The organism is Pseudarthrobacter sp. L19 (genome assembly GCF_050859435.1).
Lineage (GTDB): Bacteria > Actinomycetota > Actinomycetes > Actinomycetales > Micrococcaceae > Arthrobacter.
Map to the genome: position 1 here is coordinate 1,778,175 of NZ_CP193935.1, position 15,151 is coordinate 1,793,325.

General features: G+C 71.9%; 16 protein-coding genes and 1 pseudogene. 11 read left to right on the forward strand and 6 right to left on the reverse strand.

Annotation, left to right across the window (positions count from 1 at the left end; genetic code table 11):
• The 4 genes from ACRQ5B_RS08430 to acs all read right to left on the reverse strand — a co-directional run bounded on the left by ACRQ5B_RS08430 (nt 1) and on the right by acs (nt 4,092).
• Complete coding sequence (locus ACRQ5B_RS08430) at nt 1-1,005, reverse strand: DUF2332 domain-containing protein (RefSeq protein ID WP_432398725.1); 1,005 nt, start codon at nt 1,003-1,005, stop codon at nt 1-3.
• Between the two features lie 36 nt (nt 1,006-1,041).
• Nucleotides 1,042-1,476 (reverse strand): type II 3-dehydroquinate dehydratase, encoded by a 435-nt coding sequence (gene aroQ, locus ACRQ5B_RS08435; protein ID WP_432398726.1) that lies wholly within the window; start codon nt 1,474-1,476, stop codon nt 1,042-1,044.
• A gap of 67 nt (nt 1,477-1,543) precedes the next feature.
• The gene (locus tag ACRQ5B_RS08440) at nt 1,544-2,005 is read right to left on the reverse strand and encodes an SRPBCC family protein (protein WP_432393246.1); all 462 of its coding nucleotides are present in this window, start codon (nt 2,003-2,005) and stop codon (nt 1,544-1,546) included.
• Nucleotides 2,006-2,064: 59 nt separating this feature from the next.
• Nucleotides 2,065-4,092 (reverse strand): acetate--CoA ligase, encoded by a 2,028-nt coding sequence (acs, locus tag ACRQ5B_RS08445; RefSeq protein ID WP_432393247.1) that lies wholly within the window; start codon nt 4,090-4,092, stop codon nt 2,065-2,067.
• Nucleotides 4,093-4,525: 433 nt separating this feature from the next.
• On the opposite strand from acs, the gene ACRQ5B_RS08450 reads away from it, so the two are divergent.
• The 4 genes from ACRQ5B_RS08450 to ACRQ5B_RS08465 all read left to right on the forward strand — a co-directional run bounded on the left by ACRQ5B_RS08450 (nt 4,526) and on the right by ACRQ5B_RS08465 (nt 7,400).
• Nucleotides 4,526-5,476 (forward strand): hypothetical protein, encoded by a 951-nt coding sequence (locus ACRQ5B_RS08450; RefSeq protein WP_432393248.1) that lies wholly within the window; start codon nt 4,526-4,528, stop codon nt 5,474-5,476.
• A gap of 148 nt (nt 5,477-5,624) precedes the next feature.
• On the forward strand, nt 5,625-5,861 hold the full coding sequence (locus tag ACRQ5B_RS08455; protein ID WP_432393249.1) for a hypothetical protein: 237 nt from the start codon (nt 5,625-5,627) through the stop codon (nt 5,859-5,861).
• Nucleotides 5,862-5,952: 91 nt separating this feature from the next.
• Nucleotides 5,953-6,723 (forward strand): endonuclease III, encoded by a 771-nt coding sequence (gene nth / locus ACRQ5B_RS08460; RefSeq protein WP_364134673.1) that lies wholly within the window; start codon nt 5,953-5,955, stop codon nt 6,721-6,723.
• A complete protein-coding gene (locus ACRQ5B_RS08465) occupies nt 6,720-7,400 on the forward strand; it encodes an NUDIX hydrolase (protein WP_412883976.1) in 681 nt (226 codons plus the stop codon). The genes nth and ACRQ5B_RS08465 overlap by 4 nt, the downstream gene beginning before the upstream one ends.
• Here the strand turns inward: ACRQ5B_RS08465 and ACRQ5B_RS08470 are convergent.
• Complete coding sequence (locus ACRQ5B_RS08470; protein WP_432393250.1) at nt 7,397-7,588, reverse strand: YegP family protein; 192 nt, start codon at nt 7,586-7,588, stop codon at nt 7,397-7,399. The genes ACRQ5B_RS08465 and ACRQ5B_RS08470 overlap by 4 nt on opposite strands.
• Before the next feature lie 181 nt (nt 7,589-7,769).
• A pseudogene (locus ACRQ5B_RS08475) lies at nt 7,770-9,478 on the reverse strand (bifunctional 3'-5' exonuclease/DNA polymerase).
• A gap of 133 nt (nt 9,479-9,611) precedes the next feature.
• On the opposite strand from ACRQ5B_RS08475, the gene ssd reads away from it, so the two are divergent.
• The 7 genes from ssd to ACRQ5B_RS08510 all read left to right on the forward strand — a co-directional run bounded on the left by ssd (nt 9,612) and on the right by ACRQ5B_RS08510 (nt 15,121).
• The gene (ssd, locus tag ACRQ5B_RS08480; RefSeq protein ID WP_432393251.1) at nt 9,612-10,799 is read left to right on the forward strand and encodes a septum site-determining protein Ssd; all 1,188 of its coding nucleotides are present in this window, start codon (nt 9,612-9,614) and stop codon (nt 10,797-10,799) included.
• Nucleotides 10,796-12,100 (forward strand): TadA family conjugal transfer-associated ATPase, encoded by a 1,305-nt coding sequence (locus ACRQ5B_RS08485; RefSeq protein WP_432393252.1) that lies wholly within the window; start codon nt 10,796-10,798, stop codon nt 12,098-12,100. The genes ssd and ACRQ5B_RS08485 overlap by 4 nt, the downstream gene beginning before the upstream one ends.
• 215 nt (nt 12,101-12,315) lie before the next feature.
• Nucleotides 12,316-13,020, forward strand: a complete 705-nt coding sequence (locus tag ACRQ5B_RS08490) for a type II secretion system F family protein (protein ID WP_432393253.1) — start codon at nt 12,316-12,318, stop codon at nt 13,018-13,020.
• Nucleotides 13,014-13,631, forward strand: a complete 618-nt coding sequence (locus ACRQ5B_RS08495) for a type II secretion system F family protein (RefSeq protein WP_432398727.1) — start codon at nt 13,014-13,016, stop codon at nt 13,629-13,631. The genes ACRQ5B_RS08490 and ACRQ5B_RS08495 overlap by 7 nt, the downstream gene beginning before the upstream one ends.
• A 134-nt stretch (nt 13,632-13,765) precedes the next feature.
• The gene (locus ACRQ5B_RS08500) at nt 13,766-14,065 is read left to right on the forward strand and encodes a DUF4244 domain-containing protein (protein ID WP_432393254.1); all 300 of its coding nucleotides are present in this window, start codon (nt 13,766-13,768) and stop codon (nt 14,063-14,065) included.
• Between the two features lie 95 nt (nt 14,066-14,160).
• On the forward strand, nt 14,161-14,607 hold the full coding sequence (locus ACRQ5B_RS08505; protein WP_432393255.1) for a TadE family type IV pilus minor pilin: 447 nt from the start codon (nt 14,161-14,163) through the stop codon (nt 14,605-14,607).
• 139 nt (nt 14,608-14,746) lie between these two features.
• The gene (locus tag ACRQ5B_RS08510; RefSeq protein WP_432393256.1) at nt 14,747-15,121 is read left to right on the forward strand and encodes an Rv3654c family TadE-like protein; all 375 of its coding nucleotides are present in this window, start codon (nt 14,747-14,749) and stop codon (nt 15,119-15,121) included.
• Nucleotides 15,122-15,151 lie beyond the last annotated feature (30 nt).

Here is a 15,151-nt window from a genome sequence, read left to right on the forward strand (position 1 = left end):
TTAGCCCGCGCCTTCGAGCCATTCCAGGCTCTGGCCGTGGGGCCCGGCCGCGGCCACGGGCACGCCGTCCTCCATCACGAGGAAGCGTCCCCGGAGTCTCGCTTCGTCCATCTCCGGAACCACACTGGACCCGTCCGGCTGCACGATGACCATGTGACCCTCGTTCGAGATCCAGTGGCAGCCCCGGTCCGCGGCGAGCAGGGCGATGGTGTCCCGGAAGCGCTCCCGGCCGTCCGCGTCCAGGTAGGCCATCACCGCGCTGTGGAAGACCACCAGCGCGGCCTCCGGCGGGGCTTGGTCCGCGAGGCTGACCAGCCGGTCATTCAGGTCGCCGGCCACCAGCCGCGGCGGGGTGGCGCGGGCGATGGCGATCGCCTGCCGCAGCCGCTGACGGCGGAAGTCCTGTTCGGGCCAGACCAGCGCCTCCAGCCACGCGACGTCGTCGGGATTGTTGACGTCCAACGGGTTCAGGTCGATCCCCGCCCGCCACACCACCTCCGGCACTTTGTGCGGCAACGGGACCGGACCCTTGGTGTCACAGCGCAGCACCGGGTAGCCGCCCGGCGCCGCGTCCGGCGGGTCCAGCCGCCTCAGGGCGCCGCCGTCGACGAATTCGTACCCGTACCGGTCGGGAAACAGGGTCAGCCCGGCGGAGGCGCCGACCTCCAGAAGGGCTAGGGGCCGGGCTTCAGCCTCGGCGATCCTGGCCAGGGAGGGCAGCAGGGTGGCGCAGCGGCCCGCCTCATTGGTCTGGGTTGAGCGCGCCAGAACCGTCCGGGACACCTCGTCCCAGTGCGCGTCCAGGAAGGCCCGGAACTGCGGGTACGGCCCGGTCACGGCCCCGGCGTAGCGCGCCGCCGCCAGCAGCAGCAGGGGCTGGCGCTTGGCGTGCGGCCATCGGTCGATGCGTTCCAGCAGGGCGGGGTCCTCGGCGATCTGCAGGGACCAGTCGGCGTAGCAGGGGAGTTGCCCGGAGCGTCGACGGCGCCGAAGTGCCGGTACCAGTCGGCCGTGGCGCCGGCCCCTGCCGCCGGGGTCATGTCAGGCCCGGCCCGCGTTCAGGGCCGCCAGGTAGTCCACGGCGAACCGGTAACCGAGGACGCCTGCGCCCGCGATGACCGCCTTGCTGATGTCCGAGAGGTAGGACGTGTGCCGGAACGGTTCCCTGGCGTGGACATTCGTGATGTGGACCTCCACCGTGGGGATCTGCACCGCGCTGATCGCGTCCCGGATGGCCACCGAGGTGTGGGTGTAGGCACCGGCGTTCAGGACGATGCCGATGGCCTTGCTGCGGGCGGCGTGGATGGCGTCAACCAATGCGCCCTCGTGGTTGGACTGGAAACACTCCACTGCCAGGCCATGGGCGGCGCCGGCCTCGACGGCGAGCCGTTCGACGTCGGCGAGCGTGGCCGTGCCGTACTTCTCAGGTTCCCGGGTCCCCAGCATGTTCAGGTTGGGCCCGTTGAGGACCAGGATGGTGCCGCGTCCGGCGGCGGTGTCGGTGGCGGCACCGTCGGTGCTGGACTCGGGGAGATCGCTTCGCTCATGGTTGACAATCTAGCGCGTCGCGGGCCTGCTGCGCCGCCAGTCGGTCGATCCGGCGCAGGGCGACGGCGCAGACGAGCAGGTATGGGGGAGCCCACCAGGGAACGGTGAAGGTGACACGGCAACCGCCGGGAACGGCGACGACGGCGTGACCGGTAGCGGCCACGCCGGCGACCGCCCAGGACCAGGCCCGGCTGTCCTCAAGGGAGCCGTCCTGGACGGAGCCCTCCTCAAAGGAGGTGACGGCGAACGGCAGGCTCACGCCCGCCACGGTCCGGACCTTGCCCCGGCTCCCGGCACGGAGCACGTATTCCGCGCCGGCGGGGCCTGACCCTTCCAGCTCCGCCCCGGTGATCGAAGGGCCCCAAAGCAGCCAGAACCGGATGTCGGTGAGCAGGCGCCACACCACCGGGGCCGGCGCGGCGATGGGGCGGGAGACGCTCCACCGTCTCCCGCCCACCAGCGCAGCAGCCCCGGTCCGCCCTCTCCCTGGCCGCCCTCTCCCGGGCCGCCGGCCGGTCACTTCTTCAGCGAGGCCGCAATCTGCGCCATCACGGTGTTGTCCGCCAGGGTGGTGGCGTCTCCCACCTCGCGGCCCTCCGCCACATCCTTGAGCAACCGCCGCATGATCTTGCCGGACCGCGTCTTCGGCAGTTCCGGGACGATCAGGATGGTCTTGGGCTTGGCGATCGGACCGATCTCCTTGCCCACGTGGTTGCGGAGTTCCTGCACCATCGCATCGCCGGAATCCACGGCGTCGCCGCGCAGGATGACGAAGGCCACGACGGCCTGGCCGGTGGTCTCATCCGCGGCGCCGACGACGGCGGCCTCGGCTACCGCCGGGTGGGACACCAGCGCGGACTCGATCTCCGCCGTCGAGAGCCGGTGGCCGGAGATGTTCATGACGTCGTCCACCCGGCCCAGCAGCCAGATGTCGCCGTCGTCGTCCTTCTTTGCGCCGTCGCCGGCGAAGTACATCGTCTCGAACCGGGACCAGTACGTGTCCTTGAACCGCTCCGGGTCGCCCCAGATGCCGCGCAGCATGGAGGGCCACGGCTCGCGGATCACCAGGTAGCCGCCGGCACCATTGGGGACGGACTCGCCCGCCTCATCCACCACGTCCACGGCGATGCCCGGGAGCGGGACCTGCGCGGAGCCGGGCTTGGTGGCCGTGACGCCGGGCAGCGGGGCGATCATCTGCGCGCCGGTCTCGGTCTGCCACCAGGTGTCCACGATCGGTGCGGGATTGTCCTTCTTCTCGCCGTTGGCTCCGGCGTTGGCGCCGATGACCTCGCGGTACCACATCCACGCCTCGGGGTTGATGGGTTCGCCCACGGACCCGAGGACCCGGATGGATGAGAGGTCGTACTTGCCGGGGATGTCCTTGCCCCACTTCATGAAGGTCCGGATGGCCGTCGGGGCGGTGTAGAGGATGGAGACCTTGTACTTTTCCACGATCTCCCACCAGCGGCCCTGGTGCGGGGAGTCCGGCGTGCCCTCGTACATCACCTGGGTGGCGCCGTTGATCAGCGGCGCGTAGGCGACATAGGAGTGGCCGGTGATCCAGCCGACGTCGGCCGTGCACCAGTAGACATCCGTCTCGGGGTGCAGGTCGAAGACGGCGCGGTGGGTGTAGGCCGCCTGCGTGAGGTAGCCGCCGGTGGTGTGCAGTATGCCCTTGGGCTTCCCGGTGGTGCCGGAGGTGTAGAGGATGAACAGCGGGTGCTCGGAATCGTGGCCGACGGCGGTGTGCTCGGCCGAGGCGGCGTCCACGGTGTCCGACCACCAGTGGTCCCGGCCCTCGTGCCAGTCCACGTCCTGGCCGTTGCGCTTGACCACGACGACGTTCTGGACCGTGTGGCCGGTGCCGTCACCTTCGTGGGCGAGGGCCTCGTCGACGGCGGCCTTGAGCGGGCTGGGCTTGCCGCGGCGGTAGGTACCGTCGGCGGTGACGACGAGTTTAGCCTCGGCGTCGTCAATTCGGGAGCGGAGTGCCTCGGCCGAGAAGCCGCCGAACACCACCGAGTGGATGGCGCCGATCCGGGCGCAAGCCAGCAGCGTGATGACCGCCTCGGGGATCATCGGCAGGTAGACGGCGACCCGGTCGCCCTTAACTATGCCGAGGGACTCAAAGGCATTCGCGGCCTTCTTCACTTCCTCGGTGAGCTGGGCATAGGTGTAGGTCCGGGTGTCGCCGGGCTCGCCCTCGAAGTGGATCGCCACACGGTCGCCGTTGCCGGCCTCGACGTGCCGGTCCAGGGCGTTGTACGCGGCGTTGACCTCGCCGCCGACGAACCACCTGGCAAAGGGCGGATCGGACCAGTCCAGCGTCTGCGTGAAGTCCTTGTTCCAGCTCAGCAGGCTGCGGGCCTGCTTGGCCCAAAATGCCGGCCGGTCGGCGTCGGCCTCCGCGTACTCGGCTTCGGTGACCACGGCATTGGCCGCGAACTCCGCCGAGGGGGCGAACTTCCGGTTTTCCTGCGACAGGTTTTCGAAGGCGTCGCCCTGCCGGGCGGGGACGGTGGACCCGGGGGTCTGCTGGGACATGGTGAACCTCATCATTCATCGATCCGTGCTGCGCGGACGCCATGCTCAACCGCTCCCGGTCCCGCCTGCGCGGCACCGGGCACCGGCCGGTCACGGACGTGCCTCGTGTGCTGTTCCGAAATACACCCTAGCGCCCGGGTCTGACAGAACGTGTGCCCCGTCACATCGACCGCCGCGAACGGTGTTTATTTAGCGCCGAGCGGCGCTCCGGTTCCGCTCTCCGCCGGGGGCGGCCGTGCCCTGGGAGGCACCCAGAAAGACTTCGCAATCTGGTGCTGGAGTGACGGCCGGTCAGCTAGTGATCGGTCCGGCACTTGGTTAGGCTGAGATGAAGTCGTGACATCCGATGGGGGCAAAGGGGACCGCTAAGGGTCCCTTTTTGCCTGCCGTTAGGCCGCACTGTCCAGGGTGCGGCCACGCTAAGGAGAACAGAATGAACGAGCAAGGCAACGGGCAGCTCCGCGCGCCCAACCGCACCGACGGACCGGCGGAGCAGCAGTCCTCCGTGCAGGCACCGTCCCACGGCAAGGCGGAGCAGCCGCGCTTCACCGTGGACAAGCCGAACATCAAGAACAACGAGGCTGTTGCCGGCCCGTTCACCGTCCGGGACCTCACCGTCTTTGGATCCGTCCTGGTGCTCTTCGTCGCCTCCCTGATCCCGATGTTCGCGGTCCGGTACAACCTCTGGAACCTGGGCAGCCTGTTCTTCCTGGGCCTCGGGATCCTCCTGCCGCTGATTGTCGCCGCGCTCTTCGTCGCCCGCCGGGTCAGCCCGGGCACCAGGCTCCGGATCGGCTCGCTCTCCGTGGATCAGTTCGGGTCCGTCGTCGCGAGCTTCAGCGTGGCGTTCTTCTTCCTGGCCGCCGCCGGCGCCTTCGTTCCCAGCATGCTGCTCGGCCTCATCGGCGCGCTCGGCCTCTTCACGGCCACGGTCCTGGCCCGCATGATCCCGGCGCTCGCCGGTGATTTCCTGCACCGCCCCGAGGCCCCAGCCCACGTCGTCGCCCGCGCGGCCGCCGCCCCGTCCGCCGCCCCCGCGCCCCTAAGGCCGCCAAGCCCGCCGCCGAAGGCCCTTCCACGAAGCCGGGCGCCGCCCTGGCCGGCTGGGCCAAGCGGATCACCCCTCCGGCGGCGCGGCAGCCAGCGCTGCTTCCGAACCGGCTCCGCGCGGGTACGAAGCGCACGACGCGGCCCGGACCGCCCGCCCGTCCGCCGAGCCCGCCACCCAGGCCCACGGCGTTGTCGCGCCGGCCGCTGCCCGGCCCGAAGCGGTCCACGCGCCTGCGGCTCAAGCGGCGGAAGCCACCGCAGCCCACCCGGCCCCGGCCGCAACCGCGGCGGCAGGGGCGGCACCGGCCGGGTCCGGCGCATCCGCACCCGCTGAATCCGCGGCCCCCGCCGGCAAGCAGGCCGACGCGGCCCCCGCCTCCGAGCAGACCCAGGCCGCCGCGGCGCCAGTCCCGTCCGCCGGTCACGACGCCCCGACGGCCCTCACGCCGCAGGTCCGCCAGCAGGAACCCATTGGTGCCACCGTGGATCCGGCCAGCCGTCCGGAGCAGGGAAGCGCCCAGCCCGCTTACGAGGCCTTCTGGTTCGCCGTCGCCCAGCCACGCACCGCCGTCGACGAGCGCACCGGGACCCCGTCCTTCGTGGTCGAGCCTGGCGGATGGGTGCTGGCGCTCGAAGACCGCGGCCACGAATTCCTCGTCCAGCACACGGACGGACGCGTCGGAGTGCTCCGGGACCTCAGCAACATCGAGCGCGGCTAGACCCGCCATGGCCGGCAGGGCGGGGAAGCAGACGGCGGCCGGGGCAGGCACCGGCGCGGCCGGTGCGCCGCGGGGTGCCTCCGGCGAGAGCATGCTGGCGCTCAAGCGCCGGGCCCGCCGCATCAACCGCGCGCTGGCCGAGCAGTACCCCTACGCTCACGCCGAACTGGACTTCCGCAGCCCGTTCGAACTCGTGGTCGCGACGGTGCTCTCCGCCCAGACCACGGACGTGACCGTCAACCAGATCACGCCGCTGCTGTTCGCCCGCTACCCGGACGCGCGCAGCCTGGCCGAGGCGGAACCGGCCGAACTGGAAGCGATCATCAAGCCCACCGGATTCTTCCGGGCCAAGGCGCGGAGCCTGATGGCGCTGGGCACCAGGCTCGTCGACGAGTTCGACGGCGAGGTGCCCGGCCGGCTCGAGGACCTCGTGACGCTTCCCGGCGTCGGCCGGAAAACCGCCAACGTGGTCCTCGGCAACGCCTTCGGAATCCCCGGAATCACCGTGGACACCCACTTCGGCCGCCTGGCCCGCCGCTTCGGGTGGACCGACTCGGACGACCCCGTCAAGGTCGAATCCGACGTCGCCGAGCTCTTCGAACCCCGCGACTGGACGATGCTGTCGCACCGCGTCGTCTTCCACGGCCGGCGGGTTTGCCACTCCCGCAAACCCGCATGCGGTGCCTGTGCGGTGGCCAACTGGTGCCCCAGCTACGGTGCCGGCGAAACGGACCCGGAGAAGGCCCGAAAACTCCTCAAGTACGAGCTGGCGCCCGGACAGGAAGAGCTGCTGGGGAAGCTGCTCGCCGAAACCCACCGGGCCGCGGAAATCCGGATGGAATCGCAGCGGAGGACGCCATGACGGCCCGGCAGGACCTGATCGATCTGGTGGCCGCCGTCGAGGCCGGAACCGCGCCGCCGCCGGACCCGCGCTGGCGCGAGCTCTCCGTGTCCCCGGGGGAGCGGGTGCGGCGCGCCGCGGTGCTGATGCTGTTCGGTTCCCTTGACGACGTCCCGGCCGCCTCCGTCAAACTGCTGGCCCCCGCCGACCTGGACGTCCTGCTGCTGCAGCGCGCCCAGACCCTCGATGACCACCCCGGCCAGGTGGCCTTCCCCGGCGGCGGCATCGATCCGGGCGAAACGGTGACCGAAGCCGCGCTCCGGGAAGCCGAGGAGGAAACGGGCCTGGATCCCGCCGGCGTCGAGGTCCTGGGCATCATGCCGGAGCTGGCCCTGCCGCGCGGGAATTTCCTGGTCACACCGGTCCTGGGCTGGTGGGCGTCGCCGTCGCCGGTGCGAGTGGTTGACTACGGCGAGTCGTCGCAGGTGTTCCGCGTGCCCGTGCGGGACCTGCTGGATCCGGATAACCGGATCATGGCCACCGTCAGCCGCGCCGGACAGACGTTCAAGAGCCCCGCCTTCGCCGTCAACGGCGTGGTGGTCTGGGGATTCACCGGGATGATCCTGAACCAGCTCTTCGACCAGCTGGGCTGGTCCGTCCCGTGGGACCGGACCCGCCTGCACGGGGTGGACGCCTAAACAGGCGTCGCGGACTTGTCCACCACCAGTCCGGTGGCGGCGTTTTCCCGTACCGCGGTGATCCCGGCGGCGGCTCCCTGCAGGCTGTTGTACAGCGGCGAGACGGCGACGACGGTGCCGTCCGGCGCCGTCAGCTTGAAGTAGTACGACTCGTTCCCTGCCGCCGCGATTTCGAATGTGCCAGCCACGTTGCTGTCCCTCGTTTCCTGCCTGCATCTCTAAGTGGTCCCTTCCGCCCGCCCGGCCGGAGGGCCGGGTGTTGACGGGGGACTTTGTGAACGTAACAAGGCCCCGACCGGCGCTGCAACGCTACCGCCGGGTACGTTACGCCGCGGGTCCCGGGGGAGCGGGGGCGTTCGCGTGCGGTCGCTACTTGGCGTTGTCGTAGGAGTCGACGACGGCGACGCTGACCGGGAATTCCACCGGGATCGGACCGAACAAGAGGTCCTTGGCCGCGGCGGCCGATTCCTCGATGGCACGGGTGCAGGCCTCGACGGCGTCGTCGGGGCAGTGCACCATGACCTCGTCGTGCAGGAAGAAGACCAGTTCCCCCACGGGTCCGCCGGCGGCGCGCATGGTGCGCAGCCGCCGTCGTAGTTCCGCCAGCCAGCAGGCTGCCCAGTCCGCCGCCGAGCCCTGCACGACGAAGTTGCGGGTGAACCGGCCGCGGGAACGGGCCAGGGACTCGGCGCGGCGCTGCTCCTCCGCGGTGGCCGAGCGCTGGCTGCGCAGCCACCGCTCGGATGGCGGCGGGCTGCTGCGGCCAAGGCGCGTGGTCACGGTCCGGCCTGCCTCTCCGTCGCGGGCGGCCTGTTCGACGAACCCCACCGCCTGCGGGTAGGTACGGGCCAGCTGCGGCATCAGCCGGCCCGATTCGCCGGAGGTGGCCCCGTAGATGGCGCCGAGCAGGGCCACCTTCGCCTTGGCCCGGTCGCCGCCGAATCCCTGCGCCGCGATGCCGGCGTACAGGTCCTTGTCCCGCGCGGCGTCGGCCATCCGGGCGTCCTGCGCGAGGGCCACCAGCACCCGCGGTTCCAGCTGGGAGGCGTCCGCGACGATCAGTTTGTGGCCCGGGTCAGCATGGACGGCACCGCGGATCTGCCGCGGGATCTGCAGCGCTCCGCCGCCGCGCGAGGCCCAGCGCCCGGAGACGACGCCGCCCACCACATACTCGGGCCGGAAGCGGCTGCCGGAGACCCAGGCGTCCAGCCAGGCCCAGCCGTTCGCCGTGTACAGGCGGGCCAGCTTCTTGTAGTCCAGCAGGGGCCCGATCACCGGGTGCTTCGCCTCCTTCAGTTCCCATTGGCGGGTGCTCTTGACCTCGATGCCGTTGCGGTGAAGGGCCCGCATGAGGTCCTGCGGGGAGTCAGGGTTCAGGGCCGGCGACTGCAGGAGGGCGCGCAGTTCAACGGTCAGGGCCTCGAGTTTGGCCGGCCGGTGTCCCGGGGCGGGACGGGGACCCAGGAAGTCAGCGAGGATCTGTTCGTGCAGTTCCTCGCGCCAGGGCACCCCCGCGTGCTGCATTTCCGCGGCGATCATGGCGGCGGCGGATTCGGCCGCGAGGAGGAGCTGCAGGCGCTGCTTCTGCCGGTCGCCGCGGTCCGGAGCGCCTGCCAGGGCTTCCTGCTGGGCGGCGTATTCGACCCGCAGCTGCTCGGGGAATGCCGGGGTGAGGCGGCGGGCAGCAGGTCATCGAAGAGGGCACCCTGGTCCGCCGGCGGGGGCGGGGGTTGCAGCATCCGGGGCGGCTGCTGCTCGTCCCCGTCCTGGGTGAGTTTTTCGGCCGTCCGCGCGTACGGCGTCTCGGCGGTGAATTCGGCGTGGGCGAGGATGGCCCCGCACAGGGTCAGGTCGTAGCAGCGTTCGACGTCGACGCCGGCGGCGAGAAGGGACGGGTACCAGTCCTGGGTGCGGAGCCAGATCCAGCGGGGCCGCTGCCGTTCCAGGGTGCGGACGACGCCGGCCAGGTCGGCGGCGGGTACCACGCGGATGTCGGGTGCGGCGGGATCCGGGGCGCCGTCCGGGGTAAGGCGTTGGAGGGCTGCGCCGTCGGGGTGGGCGGCGAGCAGCACATGCATGTGATCAATTCTGCCCTGTGGTCGGGGCCCGTCTGGTCACGGTGGTTTGGCCGGTTCTCCACATAGCACCCGGTTGTCCACATAGCAGCTCGGGGGGATCCCTTTCCGCCGCGCTGGTGGGGATGGTGAACACATGAACAGGCATGAGCTGACGAGTGTCCCTCCGGAGCGGTCGACGGCCGGGGCGCCGTTTCCCGGTCCGCCTTGGCAGGGCACGGGCGCCGGCGGCAGGAGGGCGGGTCCGGGGGACCGGTGGCTGCCGGACACCGAAGGGGCCGGCGGCGGTACCGAAACCCTTCTGGTCACCGCGTCCGAGCCGCTGCGCCTGGAGGTCGAGCGCATCGTGGCGGTTACCGGGCGGCAGCTGACCTGCGTCGCCGGAGTCGAGGAGGCGGCCGCCTACTGGGCCGCGGCCGGAGCCGTGTTGGTGGGCGGTGACATCACGGAGCTGCCCGACCGGCGGCGGGCACCCGCCGTGGTCGTTGGATTGAGCGGTGACGGGGACGGACTCTGGCGCCTGGCGGCCGCCGTGGGAGCCGAGCGCGTCGCGGTGCTTCCCGAAGGCAGCCCGTGGCTGGCCGAGTACCTCAGCCGTTCCGGGAGCGAAGAACCGGGCGGTCACGTCCTCGGCGTCGTTGGCGGCTGCGGCGGGGCGGGGGCGACCACGACGGCGGTCTGGCTGGCCCAGGAGGCCGCCCGCCAGGGCGTCCGAGTCCTGCTGGTCGACGGCGACCCCTGGGGCGGTGGCCTGGAGCTGGCGTTGGCCGCCGAGGAGGAGCCCGGGCTCCGCTGGCCCGACCTCACGGATGCCAGCGGGAGTATCGACCCGCTCACGCTGCACAGTGCCCTGCCGGTCATTGGGGGTTTCTCCTTCCTGTCGTGGCCCGGGAACCGGCAACAGGGACCGGCGCTCGGGGCCGCCGCTGCGGCGGTTGTATTGGATGCGGCCCGGCGCGGCTACGAGCTCGTGGTGGTGGATACCGGCCGCGGACGGGAGGCGCTTCGGGCGTTTGGTTGGGAGTGCGACAGGCTCCTCGTCGTCCTGCCGGCCCAGCTGCGCGCCGCCGTGGCCGCGGCCCGGCTCGTTCCCGAGCTGCCGCCGGTGGAGACCTCCCTAGTGGTTCGCAAACGTCCCGGCGTCGCCGTCGACGAGCAGCTGTTGGCGGAATGCGTTGGGCTGCCGGTGGCGGGCGTGCTGCCCGAAATCCGCGGGACCGCCGCCGCCACCGAGCTCGGCAGGCTGTTGGAGACAGGGAACCGGCGCAGCGTGCAGCGGTTTGCCGCGGCTGCGCTGGATGCTGCGAGCGCGGCGGTCCCGTGAGCGCCCACGCTGCGGCCGGTCCGGTGGACGCGCCAACCCCCGGGCGACGGTGGCAGCGGGAGTTCAGCGCCGGCCCCGACGCCGGGCTCCTCGATGCGGTCCGGACCTCCGTCCTGGCCGACGCCGGACCGGTCACCGCCTCTCGGGTGGCGGCCGCCGTTCAGGCAAGTGGACGGTTGCTGGGCACCGCCGGCTCGCTCGCCGCCGTGGAGACCATCAGCGCGGAGCTGACCGGGCTCGGCCCGCTGCAGCCGTTGGTGAGGGACCCTCTGGTGACCGACATCTTCGTCAACGGGCCGGCCTCCGTCTGGTTGGACCGCGGCCGGGGCCTGGAACGCGCACCGGTGACCTTCACTGGCGAGGCACAGGTCCGTGCGCTGGCAGCTCGGCTGGTGGCTGCCGGCGGGCGACGACTCGATGACAGTTCCCCGTGCGTCGACGTCCGCCTGGAGGGTGGATTCCGGGTGCACGCGGTATTACCGCCCATTTCCACCGCCGGAACGCTGCTCAGTGTGCGGATCCGCCGCGCGGCTGTCTTCTCCCTCGACGAACTGGGGCGGGCCGGCATGTTCGGGCCGCTGCTGCGGACCGTGCTGGAGCGGATCGTGGAGAGGCGGCTCAGCTTCCTGATCAGCGGCGCTACGGGCTCCGGGAAAACGACGCTGCTGGCCACCCTGCTGGGGCTCTGCAGTCCCCGGGAGCGGCTGGTGCTCATCGAGGACGCCGCGGAACTCAACCCGGTGCATCCGCACGTCGTGTGCCTGGAGTCGCGGCATACCAACATCGAGGGCGGCGGTGCCGTGGACCTGGGCGAACTGGTCCGGCAGGCGCTGCGGATGAGGCCCGACCGGCTCATCGTCGGAGAGTGCCGCGGGGCGGAGGTCCGGGAGTTGCTCACGGCCATGAACACGGGCCACACCGGAGCCGGCGGCACTATCCACGCGAATACCGCCGCTGCCGTGCCGGCCAGGCTCACGGCGCTCGGGGCGCTCGCCGGACTCGGCCCGGACGCCGTCCGCCTGCAGGCCGCCAGCGCCCTCGACGCGGTGGTGCACCTGGACCGGACCCGTCACGGACGGCAGGTGGCATCGGTGGGGCTGATGCGGGACGACGGTTCCGGACTTGTGGTGGCCACCGCCCTAGAATCGGCCGACGGCGCCGTGCGGGCCGGCCCGGCCTGGCCGGCACTGTCCGCCCGGCTCGGGCTGCCGGTCACGGCGGTCACTGGCCCCTCGCCGTCGGGGACTATGGGTGCGGAGGCGCCGGGCCCGGGGTTCTTCCAGCCGGGAACGACGCCGTGACCGTGCTGCTGGGGGTTGCCCTGGTGCTGGCCGCCGGGGTCTTGAGTGGTTCGGTCCGCCCTTCCCGGCGGCGGATGCGTGCGGCGCTCGCCGATCCATCGGCGCTGCCGGTACCGGGGCATCGACCGACTGCGCCCGGTACGGAAAGTGGCCCAGTCCGGAACGCCCTTCGGCTCCTTCATCGACGGCGTGACGCCGGTGCCGAGGAGGCCTCCATGACAGTCCTGGTGCAACAACTGTCCGCCCTGCTCAAGGGCGGGCGGTCCGTCGGCCGGGTCTGGGACGAGCTCTGGCTCCTGCACGGGGCGCGGTACGACGTCCCCGGCGCGGGCGCAGACCACGCGCCCGTTCCGACGGCCCCTCATCCTGGCCCCGCACCCGGCCGCTGGGTGCGCCCGCTGACCGGAGGCCGCCCGGGGGTGCCCACGCTGAGCGCCGGATCGCTGGAGCTTCTGTCCGCAGCCCGGGCCGCGGCCGGCCAAGGGGCTCCCGTTGGCGGGGCCATCCGCCGACGACTGGCCCGCGACGAGGGAACCGCGGCAGGCCACCGGCAACGGGCGGGACAGTCTGCGGAGCGGGGCGTCTGGCTGGAGCTGGCCGCCTGCTTCGACATTGCCGAGGCCAGCGGATGCCCCCTGGCAGACATCCTGACCCGCTACGCCGCACACCTCGAAGCCGGCGAGGACGCTGCCGGCGCCCGGCGGACCGCGCTGGCCGGTCCCAAGGCAACCGCTGCCATCCTGACGTGGCTGCCGTTTGCAGGCCTCGCGCTCGCCATGCTGCTCGGAGTCGACGCGGCAGGGATATTGCTCGGAACCCCGCTCGGCCTGCTCTGCCTGGCGGCCGGTGCCGGCCTCGCAGCGGCCGGAAGGATCTGGTCGGGCCGCCTGGTCCGCTCCGCCGAGGGGCACCGCTGGTGACCGCGCTCGCCGGGAGCCTTGGCGTTGCCCTGTTGCTCGCCATGGCCGCCACGGTCCTGTTCCTGGACCGGGCGATGCTGCCGCGGCGGTGGCTCTTTCAGGCGCGGCACGGAGCCGTGGAAGATCCGCTGTCCGGCCATGATCCGGGCGGCGGGCAGCCTCCGGAACAGACGGACGGTTTGCGGAATCCCGCCATGATGTTGGAGCTGATGGGGGCCATGCTCGACGCCGGTGCAGGCCTCGGCCGGTCCCTGGAGCTTCTGGCCGGCCGAGCCGACCCTGAGTTACGCGTCCACTTGCGACCGGTTGCTGCGGCCCTGGCCCTCGGTGCCGATTGGGACACGGCCTGGCGGGGCGCGCCGGGGATTCCGGAGGAGCTTGAGGCCCTGCGGGAGGCGTTGCGGTTCGCGGCGGTCACCGGGGCGCCTTCGTCGGCCATGCTGTACGCGCAGGCGGCCCGGATGCGGCGGCAGCAGTTCAGGGCCGCGGAGCGCCGCGCCGCCGCCCTCGGCGTGCGGTTGGTGGTGCCGCTGGGTCTGTGCTCCCTCCCGGCCTTCGTCTGCCTGGGCATCGTTCCGGTACTGCTGGCCATGCTTCCCTCGGGCCCCTGAAGCAGGCACCGGGCGACGGTTCCTCCACAGCCTGAGTTATCCACTTGGACGCATGCCGGCCTGTCGAGGGGGCGCCGCGGCGGAGAGATTGGAAGAAGCCGGCCGGTGCGCCGGACAACCCGAGAGGACTATCCATGAGCTTTCATCCACAGATCCCCGGCGCCCCGAAGGACGCCTCCGCTGACGCTGCGTCGGCAGAAGTCCGGGAAATCTATCCCGGCGCACGGCAGGCCCCTCCCGTCCGGAGCGTCTCGCCTCACCGCAGCCGGAGAAGCTCCTGGCGCGGTTCGGAGGCGGGAATGGCGACCGCTGAATATGCGATCGCGACCTTGGCCGCCGTCGGTTTCGCCGGACTGCTGGTCCTGATCATGCGCAGCGACGAGGTGCGGGGATTCCTGCTCAACGTGATTCGGGCCGCGCTGGCCCTGCCATGACACTCTGGCCGGACGGCAGGGCCCCGACGGATCGGAGGGTGCCCGCACTGCCGGAACGTCATGGTCCAACCGCTGCTCCCGGCGAACGTGGTGCCGTGACTGCCGAATTTGCCGTCGCGTTGCCGGCAGTGCTGCTGGTGCTGGGGCTGCTTTTGGCCGGGGCCGCAGCGGGACTGACGCAACTGAGGCTGGAGGAGGCCGCGAGGGCCGGTGCCCGGGCGTTGGCCCGCGGTGAGGACCAGGTGTCCGTGTCCGCCGTGGTCCGCCAGGTGGCCGGAGACTCGGCGAGTGCGGCGGTGGCCTCCGACGGCGGGTGGCTCAGCGTCACGGTGACCGGATCGGTCCGGGGCGCCGCGGGCAGGCTCGTGCCGTGGACATTGACGGCCCGGGCCTCCGCCCGACAGGAGACCAGCGACGGCGCGGCACTATCGACACCGACGACCGGGCAGCGGCCCGACACAGCGCTCAGCCCCATGGCTCCCTGGCCGCTCACGGGGGCGAGGCCTGCCATGTCCGATCTGCGTGGCCGGTCGGTTTCGTGACGGTGATGCGTATCCGGGCTTCCGAAGGCCTAGCCGGCGCTGTCCGCTGTGATCGGCCGGTGGGCATCGTGAAGGGGACGCTCCCCGGGATTCCGAAGGACACGGTCGCTCTGTCCGCCGTGTTAGTCCGGTGGTGGCCGTGGCGCGGACGCGCGTCCAAGGGGCCGAGCGGGGCTCCGGTACCGTTCTGGCGCTCGCCTTGGTGTTGGTGCTGCTGGTGGCGGGGACGGCGGTGGGGTTGCTCGCCCAGGCGGGGGTCCTCGCGTCACGGGCCGCCGCCGCGGCGGACCTCGCCGCCCTCGCGGCCGCCGATGCCGCACGCGGACTGGCACCGGGGGAGCCCTGCGCCGTCGCCGCGGAGGTCGCTGCCCGGAACGACGCCCGGATCAGCTCCTGCAGCATCGAGGGCGGCGACACGGTCCAGGTCGGCACCGAACTCCACACCCGGTCACCGTTCGGGACCGCGACCGGTCTGGCCCGAGCGGGCCCTCCCGCAGGGGAAGGCACCCCATGAGCGACCAGCGGCGACTGGCGCGCCGGCCCT

Excerpts from the sequence above, each read along its gene's own strand:
- acs (WP_432393247.1), bottom strand. The coding sequence starts at position 4,092 with ATGTCCCAGCAGACCCCCGGGTCCACCGTCCCCGCCCGGCAGGGCGAC.
- ACRQ5B_RS08465 (WP_412883976.1), top strand. The coding sequence starts at position 6,720 with ATGACGGCCCGGCAGGACCTGATCGATCTGGTGGCCGCCGTCGAGGCC.
- ACRQ5B_RS08490 (WP_432393253.1), top strand. The coding sequence starts at position 12,316 with ATGACAGTCCTGGTGCAACAACTGTCCGCCCTGCTCAAGGGCGGGCGG.
- ssd (WP_432393251.1), top strand. The coding sequence starts at position 9,612 with ATGAACAGGCATGAGCTGACGAGTGTCCCTCCGGAGCGGTCGACGGCC.
- ACRQ5B_RS08500 (WP_432393254.1), top strand. The coding sequence starts at position 13,766 with ATGAGCTTTCATCCACAGATCCCCGGCGCCCCGAAGGACGCCTCCGCT.
- nth (WP_364134673.1), top strand. The coding sequence starts at position 5,953 with ATGCTGGCGCTCAAGCGCCGGGCCCGCCGCATCAACCGCGCGCTGGCC.
- ACRQ5B_RS08450 (WP_432393248.1), top strand. The coding sequence starts at position 4,526 with ATGAACGAGCAAGGCAACGGGCAGCTCCGCGCGCCCAACCGCACCGAC.